17 protein-coding genes are annotated in these 18,548 nt (G+C 73.0%); 4 read left to right on the forward strand and 13 right to left on the reverse strand.

Going from position 1 to position 18,548, the window contains the following annotated elements; all coding sequences use genetic code 11:
- The first annotated feature begins 36 nt into the window (after positions 1 to 36).
- Together J2W21_RS12680 and J2W21_RS12685 are read left to right on the forward strand one after the other, a co-directional pair.
- On the forward strand, positions 37 to 1,281 hold the full coding sequence (locus J2W21_RS12680; protein ID WP_307114868.1) for an MFS transporter: 1,245 nt from the start codon (positions 37 to 39) through the stop codon (positions 1,279 to 1,281).
- 50 nt (positions 1,282 to 1,331) lie between these two features.
- Positions 1,332 to 1,817, forward strand: a complete 486-nt coding sequence (locus J2W21_RS12685) for a glutathione peroxidase (protein WP_307114869.1) — start codon at positions 1,332 to 1,334, stop codon at positions 1,815 to 1,817.
- 9 nt (positions 1,818 to 1,826) lie between these two features.
- Here the strand turns inward: J2W21_RS12685 and J2W21_RS12690 are convergent, their stop codons facing one another.
- From J2W21_RS12690 to J2W21_RS12720, 7 genes are all read right to left on the reverse strand, one after another.
- Complete coding sequence (locus J2W21_RS12690) at positions 1,827 to 2,951, reverse strand: hypothetical protein (RefSeq protein ID WP_307114870.1); 1,125 nt, start codon at positions 2,949 to 2,951, stop codon at positions 1,827 to 1,829.
- A gap of 90 nt (positions 2,952 to 3,041) precedes the next feature.
- On the reverse strand, positions 3,042 to 4,085 hold the full coding sequence (locus tag J2W21_RS12695) for an NADPH:quinone reductase (protein WP_307114871.1): 1,044 nt from the start codon (positions 4,083 to 4,085) through the stop codon (positions 3,042 to 3,044).
- Between the two features lie 178 nt (positions 4,086 to 4,263).
- Positions 4,264 to 5,805, reverse strand: coding sequence for a UDP-N-acetylglucosamine 1-carboxyvinyltransferase (locus J2W21_RS12700; RefSeq protein WP_307114872.1), 1,542 nt, complete (start codon positions 5,803 to 5,805; stop codon positions 4,264 to 4,266).
- Positions 5,806 to 5,934: 129 nt separating this feature from the next.
- On the reverse strand, positions 5,935 to 6,342 hold the full coding sequence (locus tag J2W21_RS12705; protein ID WP_307114873.1) for a VOC family protein: 408 nt from the start codon (positions 6,340 to 6,342) through the stop codon (positions 5,935 to 5,937).
- Between the two features lie 79 nt (positions 6,343 to 6,421).
- On the reverse strand, positions 6,422 to 7,237 hold the full coding sequence (locus J2W21_RS12710; RefSeq protein WP_307114874.1) for an energy-coupling factor transporter transmembrane component T family protein: 816 nt from the start codon (positions 7,235 to 7,237) through the stop codon (positions 6,422 to 6,424).
- Positions 7,234 to 8,766, reverse strand: a complete 1,533-nt coding sequence (locus J2W21_RS12715; RefSeq protein WP_307114875.1) for an ABC transporter ATP-binding protein — start codon at positions 8,764 to 8,766, stop codon at positions 7,234 to 7,236. The genes J2W21_RS12710 and J2W21_RS12715 overlap by 4 nt, the downstream gene beginning before the upstream one ends.
- A 2-nt stretch (positions 8,767 to 8,768) precedes the next feature.
- Positions 8,769 to 9,374 (reverse strand): ECF transporter S component, encoded by a 606-nt coding sequence (locus J2W21_RS12720; RefSeq protein WP_307114876.1) that lies wholly within the window; start codon positions 9,372 to 9,374, stop codon positions 8,769 to 8,771.
- Positions 9,375 to 9,644: 270 nt separating this feature from the next.
- Between J2W21_RS12720 and J2W21_RS12725 the strand changes: the two genes are divergently transcribed.
- A complete protein-coding gene (locus tag J2W21_RS12725) occupies positions 9,645 to 9,905 on the forward strand; it encodes a DUF4235 domain-containing protein (protein WP_307114877.1) in 261 nt (86 codons plus the stop codon).
- Between the two features lie 465 nt (positions 9,906 to 10,370).
- Here J2W21_RS12725 and mnhG read toward each other — a convergent pair whose 3' ends face one another.
- Genes mnhG through J2W21_RS12755 form a run of 6 tightly spaced genes read right to left on the reverse strand, consistent with a single transcriptional unit; the run spans position 10,371 to position 16,749 of the window.
- A complete protein-coding gene (gene mnhG / locus J2W21_RS12730; protein ID WP_307114878.1) occupies positions 10,371 to 10,760 on the reverse strand; it encodes a monovalent cation/H(+) antiporter subunit G in 390 nt (129 codons plus the stop codon).
- Positions 10,757 to 11,023, reverse strand: a complete 267-nt coding sequence (locus J2W21_RS12735) for a monovalent cation/H+ antiporter complex subunit F (protein ID WP_307114913.1) — start codon at positions 11,021 to 11,023, stop codon at positions 10,757 to 10,759. Before J2W21_RS12735 ends, mnhG begins: the two co-directional genes overlap by 4 nt.
- Positions 11,024 to 11,040: 17 nt before the next feature.
- Positions 11,041 to 11,628, reverse strand: a complete 588-nt coding sequence (locus J2W21_RS12740) for a Na+/H+ antiporter subunit E (protein WP_307114879.1) — start codon at positions 11,626 to 11,628, stop codon at positions 11,041 to 11,043.
- Positions 11,625 to 13,199 (reverse strand): Na+/H+ antiporter subunit D, encoded by a 1,575-nt coding sequence (locus J2W21_RS12745; RefSeq protein WP_307114880.1) that lies wholly within the window; start codon positions 13,197 to 13,199, stop codon positions 11,625 to 11,627. The genes J2W21_RS12740 and J2W21_RS12745 overlap by 4 nt, the downstream gene beginning before the upstream one ends.
- Positions 13,196 to 13,702, reverse strand: coding sequence for a Na(+)/H(+) antiporter subunit C (locus J2W21_RS12750; protein ID WP_307114881.1), 507 nt, complete (start codon positions 13,700 to 13,702; stop codon positions 13,196 to 13,198). The genes J2W21_RS12745 and J2W21_RS12750 overlap by 4 nt, the downstream gene beginning before the upstream one ends.
- A complete protein-coding gene (locus J2W21_RS12755) occupies positions 13,699 to 16,749 on the reverse strand; it encodes a Na+/H+ antiporter subunit A (RefSeq protein ID WP_307114882.1) in 3,051 nt (1,016 codons plus the stop codon). Before J2W21_RS12755 ends, J2W21_RS12750 begins: the two co-directional genes overlap by 4 nt.
- A gap of 116 nt (positions 16,750 to 16,865) precedes the next feature.
- Here J2W21_RS12755 and J2W21_RS12760 point away from each other — a divergent pair, with 116 nt between their 5' ends.
- The gene (locus J2W21_RS12760; protein ID WP_307114883.1) at positions 16,866 to 18,245 is read left to right on the forward strand and encodes an MFS transporter; all 1,380 of its coding nucleotides are present in this window, start codon (positions 16,866 to 16,868) and stop codon (positions 18,243 to 18,245) included.
- Positions 18,246 to 18,548: the final 303 nt, after the last annotated feature.

Raw genomic sequence — 18,548 nt, forward strand, 5'->3', positions numbered from 1 at the left:
GCGCCGCTCAGCGGCGCCCGGCCGTAGGATGCGAGCGTGAGCGGGCCCGAGACGAACGGCTGGCAGGCCCCGCCGCCCGCGCACCGTCGGCCCAAGGACATGGTGCGCGTGCTGGGCGTGCCGAACTTCGCGCTGTTCTGGACCGGGCAGCTCGTCTCGGGCACCGGGACATGGATGCAGACGGTGGCCATGGCCTGGCTCGTGCTGCAGATCAGCCACTCCCCCGGCATCCTCGGCACCGTGACCATGCTGCAGTTCCTGCCGATGATGCTCTTCACGCTCCCGGCCGGCGTCCTGGCCGACAGGGTGCCGAAACGCCGCCTGCTCCTGGCAACGCAGGGCCTCGCGGCGCTGCAGGCGGTGGTGCTGGGCGCCCTGACACTGGTCGGGACGCCGCAGGTGGGGGTGCTTGCGGTGATGGCGTTCGTCCTCGGGCTCTCCAACGCGTTCAACAACCCGACCCAGCAGGCGTTCCTGCCCGAGCTCGTGGGCCGCTCCCTGCTGCCCGACGCGGTCACGATGAACAGCATCCAGTTCAACGGCACCCGCATGGTCGGGTCCGCTCTGGGCGGCCTCGTGCTCGCGCAGTCCTCGGCCGCCGCAGTGTTCCTCCTCAACGCCGCGAGCTTCCTGGCCTCCCTCTCCGCGCTCCTGCTCCTGCGCGGCTCCGCGCTGCATCCGCCGGCGGGAGAGCGTCCCGGCCGCCGGGCCCTGCGGGAGGGGCTCGCCTACACGTTCCGCACCCCGGCGGTGCTGTTCGTCCTCGCGTCGCTGGCCGTGGTGGGCACCTTCGGGTTCAACTGGCCCGTGGCCGGCCCGCTCATCGCCCAGGATCTCCTCGGGGTGGGCGCGGACGGCTTCGGCGCGCTCATGGGCGCGTTCGGGGCCGGCTCGCTGCTGGCCGGAGCCGGGCTGATCGTCCTGGGGGTGGGCGGACGACGCCGCATGGTCGCCGCGGCGGCCGTCCTCGCCGTCGTGCTCGTGGCCCTGGGGGTCTCCCGTTCGTACCCGGTGAGCCTGGCGCTCATGGTCCTCGCGGGGATCAGCGGCACCGTCTACACGACCACCGCGAACAGCACGCTGCAGCGCGAGGTGCCCGACCGGCTGCGCGGGCGGGTCATGAGCCTGTTCGTGCTGCTCATGGCCGGCAGTACCCCGATCGGTGCCACGCTGCTGGGCTGGGGAGCGGACGCGTTCGGCATCGCGGCGACGATCGTCGGCTTCGGAACCGTCACGGCGGCCGGGCTCCTCGCGCTCGTCGTCCGCCGCCGGCCCGCGTGAACCCGCCGGCGCCGATGTTCGTTGTCCCCCGTGGGAGAGGGAGGACGAGAATGGGACTCGACGGCATCGAGGTCACCATGCTGGACGGGCGCACCACGACGTTCGGCGAGTGGGCGGGCAGGGTCCGGCTCGTGGTCAACGTGGCGAGCCGGTGCGGGCTCGCCCCGCAGTACGAGCAGCTCGAGGAGCTCCAGCGGCGGTACGCCGGGCGCGGCTTCACGGTGCTCGGCGTCCCCAGCAACCAGTTCCTGCAGGAGTACCGGGACGCGGACAAGATCGCCGCGTACTGCTCCGGCACATGGGGCGTGACCTTCCCGATGCTGGCCAAGGCGTGGGTGAACGGCCGCGGCCAGCACCCGCTCTACCGCGAGCTGACCAAGGCCCCGGACGCCGCAGGCCGCGCCGGCCGCGTGCAGTGGAACTTCGAGAAGTTCCTCGTGCTGCCCGACGGCGCGGTGCACCGTTTCCGCCCGCAGACCCGGCCGGACGACCCGGCGATCGTGGCCCTCATCGAGGATGCGCTCGCCGCGGCCTGACTGAGCACATCACTGCGGCGGCCTCGACTGCCCGAGCTTGGGCCTCTGAGGGGGCGTAGGCTGCGACGGCCACCTCCGGGGCCCGGTCCACAGGGCAGGCGGCGCGTCGAGCTCGCGGCACAGCGCCAGCGCCGTTCGGTCGTAGTTCTGCCGCCATCCCACGAAGTGCGGCCACGCGTCTTCATCAGTCTCGGTGACGGGATAGCCGACGGCGCGGAGCGATTCCGCCGCGCGGGCGAAGTCGTCGAACGGGACCGAGATCGGCATCGGGTCCACGGAGATGTCGGCAAGGTCGGGCACCTGCAGCTTCATGGCCTTCGCCATGCCGGCGAGCGTCTCGAAGCCCATGCGGAGCATGAGCCGTGCGGTGATCTTGGGGTCGGAACCGGGGGCGAGGGCGAGATGGAGGGCTGCGGCATCCATCACCGCGATCAGGGACGTGAGCCAGTGGGAGTTGGTCCTCGGCGACCTCAGGCGGAGCAGCGACGTGTACGTGGTGTGGGACTCGGCAACCTCGGCCGTCCAACGCTCCCACCGCACAAAGAGGTCGCCGAGGACGGGGCCAGAGTCGCCTCCGCCGGTGCCCCAGTGCGTGCGCACCAGGATCTCCGGGCCCCACGCGGGGGCTCCGGCCCGGGCAACGAGGAGGGTGACCTCCGTCTCGCGACGGTTGAACGCGGCGTACACGGTCGGCAGGTACCCGACCTGAAGCCCGATGACGGCGATGCCGGCGAATCCCGCGAGGTAGGCGGCGAACTGGCCGCCGCCCCCGTGTGGGACGGCGAAGCCCAGTGTGAACACGGATGACCCCGCATCCTCGAGTGCCGCGCCGAGGTCATCGGTGTCCGGCAGCATCACGAGCGCGAAGCCGAGCACGAGCATCGCCATCCAGGCGGCCAGGCGGGCCACGAGCGTCAGCGGTGACTGCCAGCCGAGGGCTCGGTCGCGCTGGCCATAGGACCGAACGCCGCCGAGGGCGAGCAGGAAGGCCCGATCGAGCAGGGCCTCGATCACCCCGGTCAGCCGCGAATCGACGCGTCGGGGAACCACGAGGGCCCCGACGATGCTCATCGAAGTCCCGACTACCAGACAGACGCCCGCCGCGAAGGCCGTCCAGACCAGCACGTCAGGCACGGGGCCTCCCTCGTCGCCGACACCTCAGCATGCCCTCAAGTCTCGGGTCGCGCCGCGACGACGGCAACCTCGGCTCGAGGACAGGCGTGCCTAGCCGACGTCGAGGAGGACCTTGCCCACGGTGCCGGCCTCGACGGCGTCGTGCGCGGCGGCGGTCTCAGCGAGCGGGAACCGCGTCAGCGGCAGCCCGTGCTCCTCGCCGACCCGCAGCGCGCCGTCGGCGAGGGCCGCGCCGACGGCGGCGACGGCGTCGTGCTTCTGCTGGTCCGAGACGGTGTAGGTGAGGATGAACTGCAGGCGCGCGTTCTTGCCCATGGCGCCGCGGACGGGGACCGAGACGGCCTCGTCGCCGGTGCCGGCGTAGATCGCGACGGTGCCGCCGGGGGCGAGGGCGTCGAGGTCGGCGGCGATGTTCGCGGCGGCGTTGACGTCCACGATCACGTCCGCGCCGCCCGGGGCCACGCGCCGCAGCTCGGCGGCGACGTCCTGCTCGCGGTAGTTGACGACGACGCCGGCCCCCGCCGCGCGGGCGAGCGCCGCCTTTGCGTCGCTGCTCACCGTCGCGACGACCTGCGCCCCGGCCCAGCGGGCGAGCTGGATCGCGGCGTGCCCGACCGCACCCGCGCCCCCGGTGACGAGGACAGTCCTGCCGGCCAGGGCGCCGGGGGCGAGCCGTGACGGGCCCTGCTCGCTCGCCGTGAGCGCACGGTGGGCCGTGAGGGCCGGGATGCCGAGGGAGGCGCCCGTCTCGAAGGACTCTGCGTCCGGCAGCGGCTGGGCGTGCGCGGCCGGGACGATGACGTACTCCTGGGCGGTGCCCTCGGCCCCGCCGTAGGCGACGTCCCACAGCCAGACCCGCTGCCCCGGTTCGAGGCCCGCGGCACCCGGCCCGACGGCGTCGACCGTCCCCGCCGCGTCCTGGCCAGGAACGTGCCAGCCGTCGAGGGCGCCGGGGTATGTGCCGCCGGCGCGGGCCTTCCAGTCCGTGGGGTTCACGCCCGCGACCGCGATGCGGACGCGCACCTGGCCGGCGCCGGGCTCGGTGAGGTCGCGCTCGCGCAGGGTCAGGACGGAGGAGGGGCCGGTCGCGTTGTACTGGACCGCGGTGTAGGTCTTGCTGTCGTTCTCAGCCATGGGCCCATCCTGCCCTCCCCAGCGTTGTGGGGTCATCTCCCAGCGTTGTGGGGTCATCTCCCTCCGTTGTGGGGTCATCTCCCAGCGTTGTGGGGTCATGTCCCTGCGGCCGGGCGATGCCGACCGCAGGGACATGACTCCTCAACCTAGGGACATGACCCCTCAGCGGGAGTGGGTGTCAGTCCTGGAAGTACTCGATCTTGGCACCGATCGAGTTGAGCCGCTCGGCGAGGTCCTGGTAGCCCCGCTCGATCACGTAGATGTTGCGCAGCTCGCTCGTGCCCCGCGCGGCGAGCATGGCCAGCAGGATGCAGGCCGCCGGACGCAGCGCCGGCGGGCACCCGACCTCGGCCGCGCGCCACTTGGTCGGGCCGTTGACGTAGATGCGGTGCGGGTCCAGCAGCTGGACGTGGGCGCCGAGCCGGTTGAGCTCCGTCAGGTAGATGGCCCGGTTCTCGTAGACCCAGTCGTGGATCATCGTCTGGCCGGTCGCGTTCGCGGCGATGACCGCGAAGAATGGCAGGTTGTCGATGTTCAGGCCCGGGAACGGCATGGGGTGGATCTTGTCCGTCGGCGCGTGGAGGGTGGACGGCAGCACGGTCACGTCCACGAGGCGGGTGTGGCCGTTGCGGGCCATGTACTCGCCGGAGACCGCGAGCTTCTGGCCCATCGAGGCGAGGGTCGCGAGCTCGATCTCCATGAACTCGATCGGGACGCGGCGCACCGTGACCTCGGAGTTGGTCACGATCGCTGCGGTGATGAGGCTCATCGCCTCGATCGGGTCCTCACTGGGCCAGTAGTCGATGTCCGCATCGATGCGCGCCTTGCCGCGGATCCGCAGGGTCGTGGTGCCGACGCCGTCGATCGCGACCCCGAGCGCCTGCAGGTAGAAGCACAGGTCCTGGACCATGTAGTTCGGGCTGGCGTTGCGGATCACGGTCACGCCCTCGCGGTGCGCGGCGGCCATGATCGCGTTCTCGGTGACGGTGTCGCCGCGCTCGGTGAGCACGAACGTGCGGTCGGCGCGGTCTGCCTCGGGGGCGCGGACGGTGTAGAAGCCGGCGGTGGCCTCGACGGCGAGCCCGAACTCGCGCAGGGCCTGCATGTGCGGCTCGACCGTGCGGGTGCCGAGGTCGCAGCCGCCCGCGTACGGCAGCCGGTACTCGCTGCGCTCGTCGAGGAGGGGCCCGAGGAGCATGATGACGCTCCGGGTGCGCCGGGCGGCCTCGACGTCCATCCCGTCCAGGTTGAGGGTGGCGGGGCGGCGGATCAGGAGGTCCCGGGCCTGCTCGCCGTCCTCGCTGGGGAGCCAGGCGCACTCGACGCCGATCGAGGTCAGGACCTCGACGATCCGGTTGACCTCCTCGATCCGGGCGAGGTTGCGCAAGGTCGTGGTGCCGCGGTTGATGAGCGAGGCGCACAGGAGGGCCACGCCCGCGTTCTTGGACGTGTTGACGTCCACGGCGCCGGAGAGCCGGTGCCCGCCCTCGACCCGCAGGTGGGTCATCTTGGGGGCGCCGATGTTGACGATCCGCTGGCCGAGGATGTCCTCGATCCGCTGGATCATCTTCAGGCTGAGGTTCTGCTTGCCCTGCTCCATACGCGCGACGGCGCTCTGGCTGGTTCCCAGTTCGGAGGCGAGCTGTCCCTGGGTCCAGCCCCGGTGGGAGCGGACCTCGCGCAGGAGGACGCCGACGGTTTCAGCAGTCTGTTGTGCCATGCGGTCGAAAATATCACAGGTGCTATACGGGAGGGCAAATCGATGCCCCGCCCGGGCGTTTTGGAGGTCTAGACCGGCCCTGATCCTCGTCCGGTGAGATAACGGCGTGTCGCGCGGTCCGTCGCGCGATCATGGGCGCGCGGCTGCGGCGCCCCCTCGCGAGAGGACCGAGAGCACGTTACCCGCCGGGTCGGTGAACCAAGCAATTCCCATGCCGCTTTCGGGATCGCGCAGCACGCCCCGCTCGTCCACGGGCATCTCGGGGGTGCTCGGGTAGTGCTTGAGGTGCACGCCGAGCCCCTCGATCTCGGCGATCGCGGCCTCCAGATCGCCGACCTCGAAGTTGAGCACGGTGAACGTGGCGGGCGTGTGGTCGGGCTTGGGGTAGGCGAACACGGTCTGGCCGCCGGGGACGGTGACGAGCAGGCCGCCCATCGTGTCGGCCACGTCGAAGCCGAGGGTGCCGCCGTAGAAGGCGCGGGCCTTCTCGACGTCGTCGACGCTGAAGCTCGAGAACGAGGCGGTGGGCTGGAACATGGTGGGCTCCTTGGAGGTGGTGCCGGCTCCTCCCCCGGCCACGATCGCACGTCCGGCCCGCGGCGCGCCAGAGGTCGCGCTAGCCCCAGACCACGTTCCACGTGCCCAGCACGACGGCGGCCGTCACAGCGAGCGCGGCGATGCCCACTCCGGCGGCCAGCACCCACGCGTCCAGGCGGGAGAAGCTGGACTCGCGGGCCCAGGTGCGGGGGGCGGGGCGGCCGTCCACGCTGCCGCCGAAACCCCGGGCCTCCATCGCGACCGCGAGCCGGGTGGCCCGCCGGATCGCCTGGACGAGGAGGGCGAAGGCCTGGCCGAGGAAGGCCCGGGCCCGGGCCACGGGGCTGTGCCCGCTGCCGACCCCGCGGGCGCGCCGCGCGAGCCCCAGGGTGCGCCACTCGTCCACGAGCAGGCCCACGAGCCGCATCCCGGCCAGGGCCCCGAGGACGAACCGGCTCGGGAGGCGCAGCTTCTGGGCGAGGCCGTCGGCGAGGTCGGTGGGGTCGGTGGAGAAGAGGAGGAACACCCCTGGGAGGGCGATCGCGAGTCCGCGCAGCCCGATCGCGGCGCCGGCCAGCACCGAGTGCTCGGTCATCACCACGGGCCCGAGGTGGACCCAGACCGGTCCGGTCTTGGCGCCGAGGAGGGCCGTCGAGTAGGCCGCGAGAGCCGCGGCGACGGCCAGCGGCCAGGTGCGCTTGGCGAGGGTCGCCGGTCGGACGCCGAGGAGGGGCACGAGGGCGAGCTCGCACGCGAGCGCCACCGAGGCCGAGACCGGGTCCACGCTGAACAGGAGCGCCACGGTGATGCACAGCCCGGCGGCGAGCTTCGCGACGGGGTTGGCGCGGGCCAGGACCGAGTTGGCGACCTCGGGGGTGAGGATGTCCGCGCTCATGCCGCCGCCCCCACCGGAGCCGCCCGGCCGCCGTCCACCCGGTGCACCGAGTCGGAGAGTGCGGCAGTGAAGTCCTCGTCGTGGGTGACGGCAAGCAGGGACGTGCCCTGGTCGAGGAGCTCGGCGAGCAGCCGCACGAGCTCGGCCCACGTGAGGGCGTCCTGGCCGAAGGTGGGCTCGTCGAGCATGAGGATGCGCGGGGAGGTGGCGAGCATCGTCGCGACGGAGAGGCGCCGCTTCTCCCCGCCCGAGAGCGTGAAGGGGTTGGCGCCCGCGAGCCTGGTGAGCCGGAGCCGCTCGAGGAGGGGGTCGACGGCGGCCCGCACCTCGGCCTCGCCCAGCCGGGCCACGCGGCGGGGTCCGAACTCGAGCTCGTCGAGAACGCGCGGGGTGAGGAACTGGTGCTCGGGCTCCTGGAAGACGCTGCCGATCCGGGTGACGAGCTCGCTCGAGCGCCACCGCGCCGGGCTGGGGCCAGCGCCGCCGGCGAGTGCCGGGAGCGCCTCGAGCCGGCCTCCGGCCGCGGGGAGCAGGCCCGCGAGGGTCAGCGCGAGCGTGGACTTCCCGGCGCCGTTGGGGCCGGTCACGCTCACCGACTGGCCCGCGCGGAGGGCCAGGTCGATCCCGGTCACCACGGGCGGGGCCTTCCTCGCGCGCCCGACGGCGAGCCCCTCGCCTGCGAGCAGCAGCTCACCGGGCGCGCCGCCCGGCCCGGGCTGGGGGCGCAGCGGCCTCACCGGCGTGTCTCCGGTGAGCGGGTGCCAGCCCGGGACCCACACGCCTGCGGCGGCCAGCCGGCGTCGTGCGTCCGTGTCGGCGAGCACGGCGTCGGGTGGGCCGTCGGCGAGGAGCCCCCCGGCGGCGTCGAGCACCACGACGCGGTCCACGAGGCCGGCCCAGACGGCGACCCGGTGCTCGACCACCACGAGCGTCGCGCCGGTGCGGTCGAGGCTGCGGCGCACGGCCTCGCGGACCTCCTCGACCCCGGCCGGGTCCAGGTTGGCCGTGGGCTCGTCGAGGAGCACGAGGCCGGGCTCCATCGCGAGGATGCCCGCGAGGGCGAGGCGCTGCTTCTGGCCGCCGGAGAGGGAGGAGGTGGGGTGGTCGAGGGGGACGGCGAGGCCCACGTCGTCGAGCGCGCGGTGCACCCGGGGCCAGATCTCCTCCCGGGGCACGGCGAGGTTCTCACAGCCGAACGCGACCTCGTCGCCGACCCTGGCCATGGCGATCTGCCCGTCCGGGTCCTGGAGCACCAGCCCGGCGCGGCCGCGCGCGAGGGGCGCGGGAACGCCGTCTACCGTGAGGGCGCCGAGTTCCTCGCCCTCCTCCGCCGCGCCGAGCACGCCGGCGAGCGCGTGGAGGAGGGTGGACTTGCCGGCCCCGGACGCGCCGAGGAGCAGGACCCGCTCCCCAGGTGCGATCGTCAGGTCCAGGTCCTTGACGGCGAACGCCTTCCGGCCCGCGTGCCGCCAGCCCCAGCCGCGGGCGCTGACGCCCGCGGGCCCTCGCCGCGCGCCTCCCTGCGTCATGCTCAGACGTCCGCCGCGCGGCCCGCCGCGAACGCCGAGAGCGCCCCCGTCCGGGCCAGCCCGCGCACGGCGAGCCAGCTGAGCAGGCCAGCGATGACCGCGCCGGAGAGGACGGCGAGGGCTGTGTACACGGCCTGCCAGCCGAACTCCCACTCGGGGAAGTAGATGATCACCTCGGACACGCCCAGTGCGAGGCCCGAGAGCGCTCCGGCCAGCAGCGCGACCCCGAGGTTCCAGCGGCGGTAGCGGAAGGCCGCGAAGGCGACCTCGGCGCCGGCGCCCTGCACCAGGCCGGAGAGCAGCACCGCGAGGCCGAACTGCGAGCCCAGCAGCGCCTCGACCACGGCTGCGAGGATCTCGCAGAACAGCGCCGCTCCGGGCTTGCGGATGATCAGGCCGCCGAGCACGCCGGCGATCACCCAGCCGCCCGCGTAGATCCCGCCGAGCGGCGCGAAGGCGGCCGTGGCGGCCTGCACGCCCACGTAGCCCTGGTCCCAGAGCCAGAAGATGACGCCGCAGGCCACGGAGACGACCGCGGCCACGACGATGTCGACGACCCGCCAGCTGTAGGCGGCCTTGGCGGGTGCGTTGCGGGTGGTTCCAGACATTGGTTGTCCTCCTGTGCTTCAGGAGGGGAGGGCAGCCGCGGCTGCCTTGAGAACTCGACTCCCTTCGCCGGTACTAGCCGGAGCAGGTTCGAGGGTCTGCGGTGTCCCGCACTCTCAGCGCCCTGTGCTCCCGCCCGGCAGCCGTGCCGGTGCGGGGGCGACGCTCCCCTGTCGTTTGTGCGCCCAGTCTACGCGGTCCGGGGCACCCTGCGCCCGCCGCGGCGGCCCAAACCCGGGGCGCCGCGGCCAGCGCACGTTAGGCTGGCCACCATGAGCATCCTCATCAAGCTCCTCGGGACCGCCATCAGCATCGGCGCCGGCATCGTGGCGACGAAGCTGGTCGATTTCGTCTGGGAGAAGAGCACCGGGAACGCGCCGCCCAAGGACGCGACCAACCTCGAGGAGAGCCTGCGGGACACGCTCGTGTTCGCCCTCGTCTCCGCCGGGGTGGGCGCCGTGATCCAGACCCTCACCCAGCGCTACACGCAGCGCGCCATCGCCAACTTCAAGAAGACCCCCGAGCTCACCTGAGCGCCGCCCCCTTCTGGGGGCCAGCTACTGGGGGCCACCTTGTGGGGTCCCTTCTTGCGCGTGTGAGTCCGACCGGCTTTGCCTGCCGCCCTCCCGCGGGTCCCCCGGAAAGGCGGCGTGTCCCCGTGTGCGCCGGGGGAAAGCCGGTCGACTTCGGTCGCTGCGGCGAGCCCGCGGCGGTGAGGGACGCGCACGACGCCGGGCACTCGCCGTCGTGCGTCCGGGCCGCCTCCCGCCGCGACCGGGTCTTCCCCTCCGGCCCGCTGGCCGCCGATGAGCAGGATTCCCCAGAGCCGTATCCCGCTCCACGGCGAGTCATGGGGAGCGGTCGGCGCGTCGCCCGCGCAGAGGCGTCGGCTCTGGGGAGACCTGCGCGCACACCAACCGGCCGACCCACAGGATCCGGCCCACAGAAGGTGGCCAACTGGACGTGACCCCCAGAACGTGACCACCAGTCGGGCCGGGCTAGGGGGCGTCGCCGTCGGTGCCGTGCTCCCGCTCGACGCGGGCCACGACGTCGTCGAGCTCGTCGACGGAGAGTTTCGACCGGTCGTAGTGCTTGGTCCGGTAGCCGGCGCGGCCGACCATGTGGGCCGAGACCGGCGCGGTGAGCAGCTGGAAGATCCACGCGACGGCGAGCAGCGGCACGAGCGCCCAGGCCCGCCACTGCAGCCCCACGGCCGTGAGCAGCAGGAGGGACCCGAGCACCTGCGGCTTGGTGGCGGCGTGCATGCGGGTGAGCAGGTCGGGGAAGCGCAGGAGCCCGATCGCCGCGCCGAGGGACAGGGCCGAGCCGAGGACCATGAGCACGGCGGCGACCCAGGTGAGGACGGTGTCGAGGGTTTCCGGGCTCACGGGCGCCTCCTCTCCTGCACGAAGCGGGCCACCGTGACGGAGCCGATGAAGCCGATCAGGGTGATGCCCGCGACCAGGGCGAGGTGGTTCGTGTGCCGGTTGGCGGCCATGTCGAGCAGGAGCGCGCTGGCCACGACGACGAGGAGCACGTCCGCCGCGAGGACGCGGTCCAGGAGCGCGGGGCCCTTGATCATCCGCAGGATCGCGCCGAAGCCCGCGAGGGACAGCAGCACGCTGCAGACGGCGAGCACCGCGGGCATGATCTGCGCGGCGGCCCCGGTCATCCCAGGCCCCCCTCGCCCTTCTCGGCGGAGAGCATGCGGTCCAGGTGCGCCTCCTCGTTCACGAGTGCGAGTTCCTCCTTGGTGCCCATGATGCGGATGAGCTCGGCCTCGGCGGCCAGCACCTCGCGGCGTACGCGCTCGGCGCCGGCCTCGTCCTCGACGTTCACGTAGTGCACGTAGAGGGTGGCGTTGGCGCGGTCGACGTCGACCACGAGCGAGCCGGGCACGAGCGAGATGACGTGGCCCGTGGCAGTGACCATGAGGTCGGCATGGCTGCGCAGCGGGACGGCGACGACGGCGCTGCGCACGCGGGGCCCCTTCGCGACGGCGAGCCAGAGCAGCTGCGCGCTGGCCACGATGACCTGCCACACAAACACGAAGGCGTACCGCACGGCATGCAGCACGCTGAACCGGCCGCTCAGCTCGACCGGCGGCAGGTAGAACAGGCGCGTGACAACGAGCGCCACGATGACGCCGAACAGCACGTTCCCCGGCGAGAAGTCCTGCCAGAGGGCGCCCCACACGATCACGAGCCACGCGAGCAGGGGCAGTTCGGTGCGCAGCGAGGTCCTGGACCGGCTCATCGGCGGCCCCCCGGAGTGGGCTGGGCGTGGGCGGCCGCGGCGGCATCGGTGCCGAGGACAGCCGAGATGTAGCCGGTGCGGTCCAGCATCTCCTGCGCGGACTGCGCGCTGAGCCGGAACAGCGGGCCGGCGAAGACGGTCAGGGCGAGGCCGACGGCGACGAGCCCCGCCGTCGCGCCGACCATCGACTTGGGCAGGGCGTTGGCCGCGGCGGGGGCGAGGAGTGCCCGGTCGGGCGCCTCGGCGTCCTCGGGTCTGCGCCAGAAGGCGCGGCTCCACACGCGCGCCATCGCGAGCAGGGTCAGCAGGCTCACCACCACGCCGGCCGCCACGAGGACGAGCGCGAGCGGCGTGCCCTGTGCCACGCCGGCCTGCAGGAGCCCCAGCTTCCCGAGGAACCCGGACAGGGGCGGGATCCCGGAGAGGTTCATGGCCGGCAGGAAGTACAGCAGGGCCAGCAGGGGCGAGAGCTTGGCGAGGCCGCCGAGCCGGTCGATCGAGGATGAGCCGGCCCGGCGCTCCACGAGCCCGGCCACGAGGAACAGCGAGGTCTGCACGGTGATGTGGTGCACCACGTAGTAGACGGCGGCGGCGAGCCCCAGGACCGAGCTGAGGGCCGCGCCGAAGACCATGTAGCCAATGTGGCTGACGAGGGTGAAGGACAGCAGCCTCTTGATGTCCGTCTGGGCGATCGCGCCGAGGATGCCGACCACCATGGTGGCCAGGGCGACGACCATGAGCGGGACGTTGAGCGTGTCCCCCGGGAACAGCAGCGTCTCGGTGCGGATGATCGCGTACACGCCGACCTTCGTCAGCAGGCCCGCGAACACCGCCGTCACGGGCGCCGGCGCGGTCGGGTAGGAGTCCGGCAGCCAGAACGACAGCGGGAACACGGCCGCCTTGATCCCGAAGGCCACGAGCAGCATTGCGTGCAGGAGCGTCTGGGTGCCCGGCTCGAGCTGGCCGAGCTTGACCGCGAGGTCGGCCATGTTCACCGTGCCCGTGGCGGCGTAGACCATCGCGATCGCGATGAGGAACAGCAGCGAGGACACGACGCTGACCACCACGTAGGTGACGCCGGCGCGGATGCGGGGCCCGGTGCCGCCGAGGGTCATGAGCACGTAGCTGGCGGTCAGGAGGATCTCGAAGCCGACGTAGAGGTTGAACAGGTCGCCGGCGAGGAACGCGTTGGAGACCCCGGCGACGAGGATCATGTAGCTGGGGTGGAAGACCGAGATGGGGCCGTCCTTGTCCCCGTCCGCCATGCCCTGCCCGGTCGCGTACACGAGCACCGCGAGGCTCACCGTGGTCGAGATGACGAGCATGAGCGAGGAGAACTGGTCGACCACCATCGTGATGCCGAACGGGGGCGCCCACCCGCCGATCGTCACCGCGGTGGTGCCCCCGTCCCACACGGAGGCGAGGAGCACGCACTCGAGCGCGAGGGTGAGCGCGAGGACGGAGATCGTCGCGGTGCGCTGGGCGCGCTCCTGGCGCAGGAGCACGAAGGCGAGGGCGGCCCCGAAGATGGGGAGGACGACGGCGAGCGGCGCCAGGCTGGCGATGTTCACTCTCGCTCCGCCTCCTTCCGTTGCGCGGCATGGGAGCGGGGATCGGGCGCGGCGAGCGCGGCCTGGTCGGCGGCGGCCGCGGCCTCGGGGCTGGGGAACTCGGACAGATCGTCGGGGACGTCGGCGTCGTCCTCGGCGTCCCAGCTGGGCTGGGAGGCGACGCGGCGGTCCTCGATGTCGTCCGCGATGACGTCCGCGCGGCCCAGCTGCCACGTCCGGTAGACGAGGGCGAGCAGGAACGCGGTCACGGCGAACGAGATGACGATCGAGGTGAGGATGAGGGCCTGCGGGAGCGGGTCGCTGTAGGAGGCCGCGTCGGTGCCCTTGGTGATGAGCGGGGCGAGGCCGGCGCCGCCGGCGGTGGCCAGCAGCAGGACATTGGCGCCGTTGGTCAGCAGCATGAGGCCCAGGAGCACGCGGGTGAGGGAGCGCTCGAGCAGGAGGTAGATGCCGGTCGCGAAGAGCAGGCCCGCGAGGACGGCCAGGGTCAGGTTGACGGTCATCGCGCCGCCTCCTCATGCTCGGCCCGGGCCCGGCGCGCCTCGGCCTTCCCGGCGGCCTCGATCTGCACGTCGATGCCCGAGCCGAGGCTGCGCAGCACATCGATCACGAGCCCCACGACCACGAGGTACACGCCGACGTCGAAGATGGTCGAGGTCACGAACTTCACGTCGCCGAAGACCGGGAGCCAGATCTGGAGGATGGCGCTCTGGAAGACCTCTGCCCCGGCCGCGAGCGGCACGGCCGCGGAGAGCGCCGCGGTGGCGAGGCCGATCCCGAGCACCGCTCCCGGGCTCGCGGGCGCGGCCTCGTGCAGTTCGAAGCGTCCTCCCGCGAGGTACCGGACGGTGAGGGCGAGACCGGCGACGAGGCCGCCGGCGAACCCGCCGCCCGGGAAGTTGTGCCCGGCCAGGAGCAGGTAGACGGAGAACACGATCATCGAGTGGAAGAGGAGCCGGGTGACGACCTCGAAGATGATCGAGCGGCGCTCGGGGGCGAGGGTGCGTCCGGCCACGAGCCAGGGGTCCCGCTCCACGGTGGCGAACGTGCGGGCCACGGCGAGCTCGGCCGCCCCGCGGGAACGCGCCTCGATGCCGCGCACGCGGCCGATGCTGCCCGTGGGCACGTCCGCGGTGGCCGTGAGGGCGCGCCCGCGGTGCCGGATGAAGATCAGGCTCGCGATCCCGGTCGCGGCGAGGGCGAGCACGGAGATCTCGCCGAACGTGTCCCAGGCCCGCAGGTCCACGAGGGTCACGTTGACGACGTTGAGCCCGCCCCCGCCGCTGTAGGCCAGGTCCGGGAACTGCAGCGAGATGGGTTCGGCGACGCGGGCGCCCATGGCCGCGAGGCCCACGAGCACCATGGCCGTGCCGAACGCCGCGGCGATCACGATGCGCGCCGCGCGGTACCTGCCGCCCGTGCGGTCCCGCAGCTGCGGGGGCAGGCTGCGCAGGCCGAGGACGAACGCGACGAGCACGATCGTCTCGACGAGCATCTGCGTGACCGCCAGGTCCGGGGCGCCCTGGAGCGCGAAGATGAGCGCGATCCCGTATCCGGTGATCGAGACCATGAGGACCGCGAGGAAGCGCTTGTTGGCCCGCACCGCCGCGAGGGCGCCGACGGCGATGGCGGCCGCGATCACGGGGATGAGCGGCGAGCCGGGGTCCACGAGCGTGACGCGCTCGGGCGGCGGCAGGGGCACGCCGCCGGCCAGGAGCACCGAGAGCGGCACGACCGCGGCCACCGCGAGGATCACGGCCAGGTAGAAGAACAGGGAGCCGCGCTGGGTCCGGCCCGTGACCCAGATGGCCGCCTGGTCGATCCCGCCGATGAGCGCCCGGTAGCCGCGCTCCGCGTCCACGGGCGCGCCCACGCGCGCCTGGACTCGGCCTACGGCGCCGCGCCCCGCGAAGAGGGCCGCGCCGAGGATCCACCCCGCCGCCGAGAGGGCCAGGGGCAGGCCGAGGCCGTGCCACGCCGCGAGGTGAGGCAGCTGCGCGGGCGAGGGGCCGGCGTCGTGCGCGGCGGCGGCACCGGCGGCGACCGACGCCGCGTACGGCCCGGCCCACGCGTCCACCGGGGCGGGCCACAGGCCGTACACGAGGCCGGCGAGCGCGAGGAGCGCCGGGGAGAGGACGAACAGCGGCGTGATCGGGGTGAAGGGGGTGTCCGCGACGCCGGGCTTGCGGGCGAACGCCCCCCACACGAACCGGGCGCTGTAGGCCACCGTCAGCGCCGAGCCGACGGCGAAGCCGACCAGCAGGACGGCCTCCCACGCGGCCGGCAGCGGGGTGTGGGCGAAGGCCTCGAAGATGGCCTCCTTGGCCACGAAGCCGCCGAAGAGCGGCAGCCCCGCCATCGACGCCGCGGCGAGCGTCCCGGCCACGGCGAGCGCGCGGGACCGGCGGAACACGCCCGAGAGGCGGCGCAGGTCGCGGGTGCCGGTCTGGTGGTCGATGATCCCGACCACGAGGAACAGGGCGGCCTTGAACAGCGCGTGGGCCACGACCATCGCGAGCCCGGCCAGCGCGGCCTCGGGGGTGCCGAGGCCCACGACCGCGATCATGAACCCGAGCTGGCTCACGGTGCCGAACGCGAGGATGAGCTTGATGTCGTGCTGGCGCAGCGAGCGGTACCCGCCCAGCAGCATGGTCGCGAGCCCGAAGCCGAGGACCACCGGCTGCCAGTAGGCGGTCGCGGCCAACGCCGGGGCGAGCCGGGCCACGAGGTACACGCCGGCCTTGACCATCGCGGCGGCGTGCAGGTACGCCGAGACGGGGGTCGGGGCCGCCATCGCGGCGGGAAGCCAGAAGTGGAACGGCACGAGCGCGGACTTGCTCAGCGCCCCCACGAGCGTGAGCACCGCGCCCACGGCGACGGGGACGGCCGTGGTCGGGTCGGCCACGAGGGCCGGTGCCTTCTCGAGCAGCGCCGAGATGCGGTAGGTCCCGGCCGCGTCGCCCAGGAGGATGAGGCCCACGAGCATGGCCAGGCCCCCGGCGGTCGTGACCACGAGGGCCTGCAGGGCCGAGCGGCGGGCGGAGAGGCGGACGTTCGCGTAGCCGATGAGGAGGTAGGAGAGGACGGTGGTCAGCTCCCAGAAGATGAACAGGGCGATGAGGTCGTCCGCGGTGACGAGGCCGAACATGGCGCCGGCGAACGCGAGCATCTGGCCGCCGAAGCCGCCCAGGCCCGCGTCGTCCCGCTTGAAGTACCGGGCGCAGTAGAGCAGGACGAGCGCGCCGACCCCGAGCACGAGCAGGCACAGCACCCACGCGAGCGGATCGAGCCGGAAGGCCATCTGGACGCCGAGGGTGGGGATGAAGTCCCAGGACTCGAGGATGCCGGGCGCCGGGGACGGAGCGGAGGCGCCGTGCGCGGCTGCGGCGACCGGGCCGGCGTCGTACGCCGAGGGCCCCTGGAGGGCCAGCCACACGAGCGAGCCGGCCGGGATGGCGGCGAGGAGGAAGAAGGCCGCCCGCCCCATGCGCCGGAAGATCCACGGCGCGCCAGCCGCCACTGTGAAGTGCAGGGCGAGGACTGGCAGCACAGGGACTCCGCTCGGTTGAAGGTTCAATTGTCAAACGTTGGGTGTGGCGGCAGATCAGTTGGGTTCGGAGCGGCCAGTCTATCAATCGCGCCGAGCCCGGCCGCTAGAGTTCAGGTATGCAGGCGTCCGGCGTCTCCGAACTCGAACGGCACACCACGCCCGTGCGGCGGCGGCAGGTGCTCGCGTGGGCCGCGTGGGACTGGGGGTCCGCGGCCTTCAACGCCGTCATGACCACCTTCGTCTTCACCGTCTACCTCACGTCCAAGGCCTTCGGCGGCGAGGACCACGGCTCGGCGGTGCTGGGCGCGTGCCTCGGCGCCGCGGGACTCGGGATCGCCCTGCTCGCCCCCGTCTCCGGGCAGCGCTCCGACGCCGGCGGGCGCCGCAAGCTCTGGCTCGGGGTCCACACGGGCGTGGTCGCGCTCCTGACCGGCCTGTGCTTCTTCGCGTTCCCGAGCCCCGACTTCCTCCTGTACGGGGCGGCCCTCATCGCGGCCGGCCACGTGTTCAGCGAGCTCGCCGGGGTGAACTACAACGCGATGCTCGAGCAGATCGCCAGCCCCGCGACGATCGGCCGGGTCTCGGGCATCGGCTGGTCCGCCGGGTACTTCGGCGGGATCGTCGCACTCCTGGCCGTGCTCGCCCTGTTCGTCCAGCCCGCATTCGACTGGTTCGGCGCCTCCACCGAGGGCTCGCTCAACATCCGCCTCGTGGCGGTCTTCTCGATGCTGTGGATCATCGCGTTCTCGCTGCCGGTGATGTTCGCCGTCCCGGAGGTCCCGCAGCGCCCGGCCGCGCGGCTCGGGTTCTTCGCCTCCTACGGGCTGCTGTGGCGGCGGATCCGGGCGATCTGGGCCACGAGCCCGCACACGATCTACTTCCTGGCCGCCTCCGCGGTGTTCCGCGACGGGCTCGCCGCGGTGTTCACGTTCGGCGGGGTCATCGCCGCCGGGACGTTCGGGTTCTCCCTCTCCCAGGTCATCTTCTTCGCGATCTTCGGCAACGTGGTGGCCGCGGCGGGGGCGCTGCTCGGCGGGGTGCTCGACGACGTCGTGGGGCCCAAGCGCGTGATCACGGGCTCGCTCGGGGGCCTGCTCGTCGCGGCCGCCGCCATCCTCGTGCTCGGCAACGGGGCCTATCCGGTGGGCGGGTTCACCTGGACCGGGCCGCTGACCTTCTGGATCTTCGGGCTGTTCCTGTGCCTGTTCGTCGGGCCGGCGCAGGCGTCCGCGCGCGCCTACCTCGCGCGCCTGGCGCCCGACGGGGAGGCCGGCGAGCTGTTCGGCCTGTACGCCACGACCGGCCGGGCCGTGAGCTTCCTCGCGCCCACGCTGTTCAGCCTGTGCATCACGATCGCCACTCCCCTCGTCCCCGCCGGACAGGCCCAGCGCTGGGGCATCGCGGGCATCATGGTGGTCCTCCTCGCGGGGCTGCTCGTGCTCCTGCCCGTCCGACCGCCGGCGCGCGTGGCCACCGCGGTGGTCCCGGAGGCCTGACGCCTCCCCGCCCGCCCCTCCCGCCTCGTGTTCCCGTCCCCCTCCCGCCTCCCGCCGAGGTCACCCCGTGGGCGCCCGAGGTCACCCCGTGGGAGCGCGAGATCGGGCCGTAGGAGCGCGAGGTCACCCCGTGGGCGCGCGAGATCGGGCCGTCGGCGCCCGAGGTCACCCCGTGGACGCGCCTCCGTCACACCGCGCACGACGCCGGCCGGTCGCCCTGGTTGGCACCCTCCGCCCAGGACGTCGGTGCAGAAGTGCACTTCTCGCCGTGAAGTCCACCCGACGCGCACGGCAGGGCGAAAG

It is taken from the genome of Sinomonas atrocyanea (assembly GCF_030811715.1).
GTDB lineage: Bacteria > Actinomycetota > Actinomycetes > Actinomycetales > Micrococcaceae > Sinomonas > Sinomonas atrocyanea_A.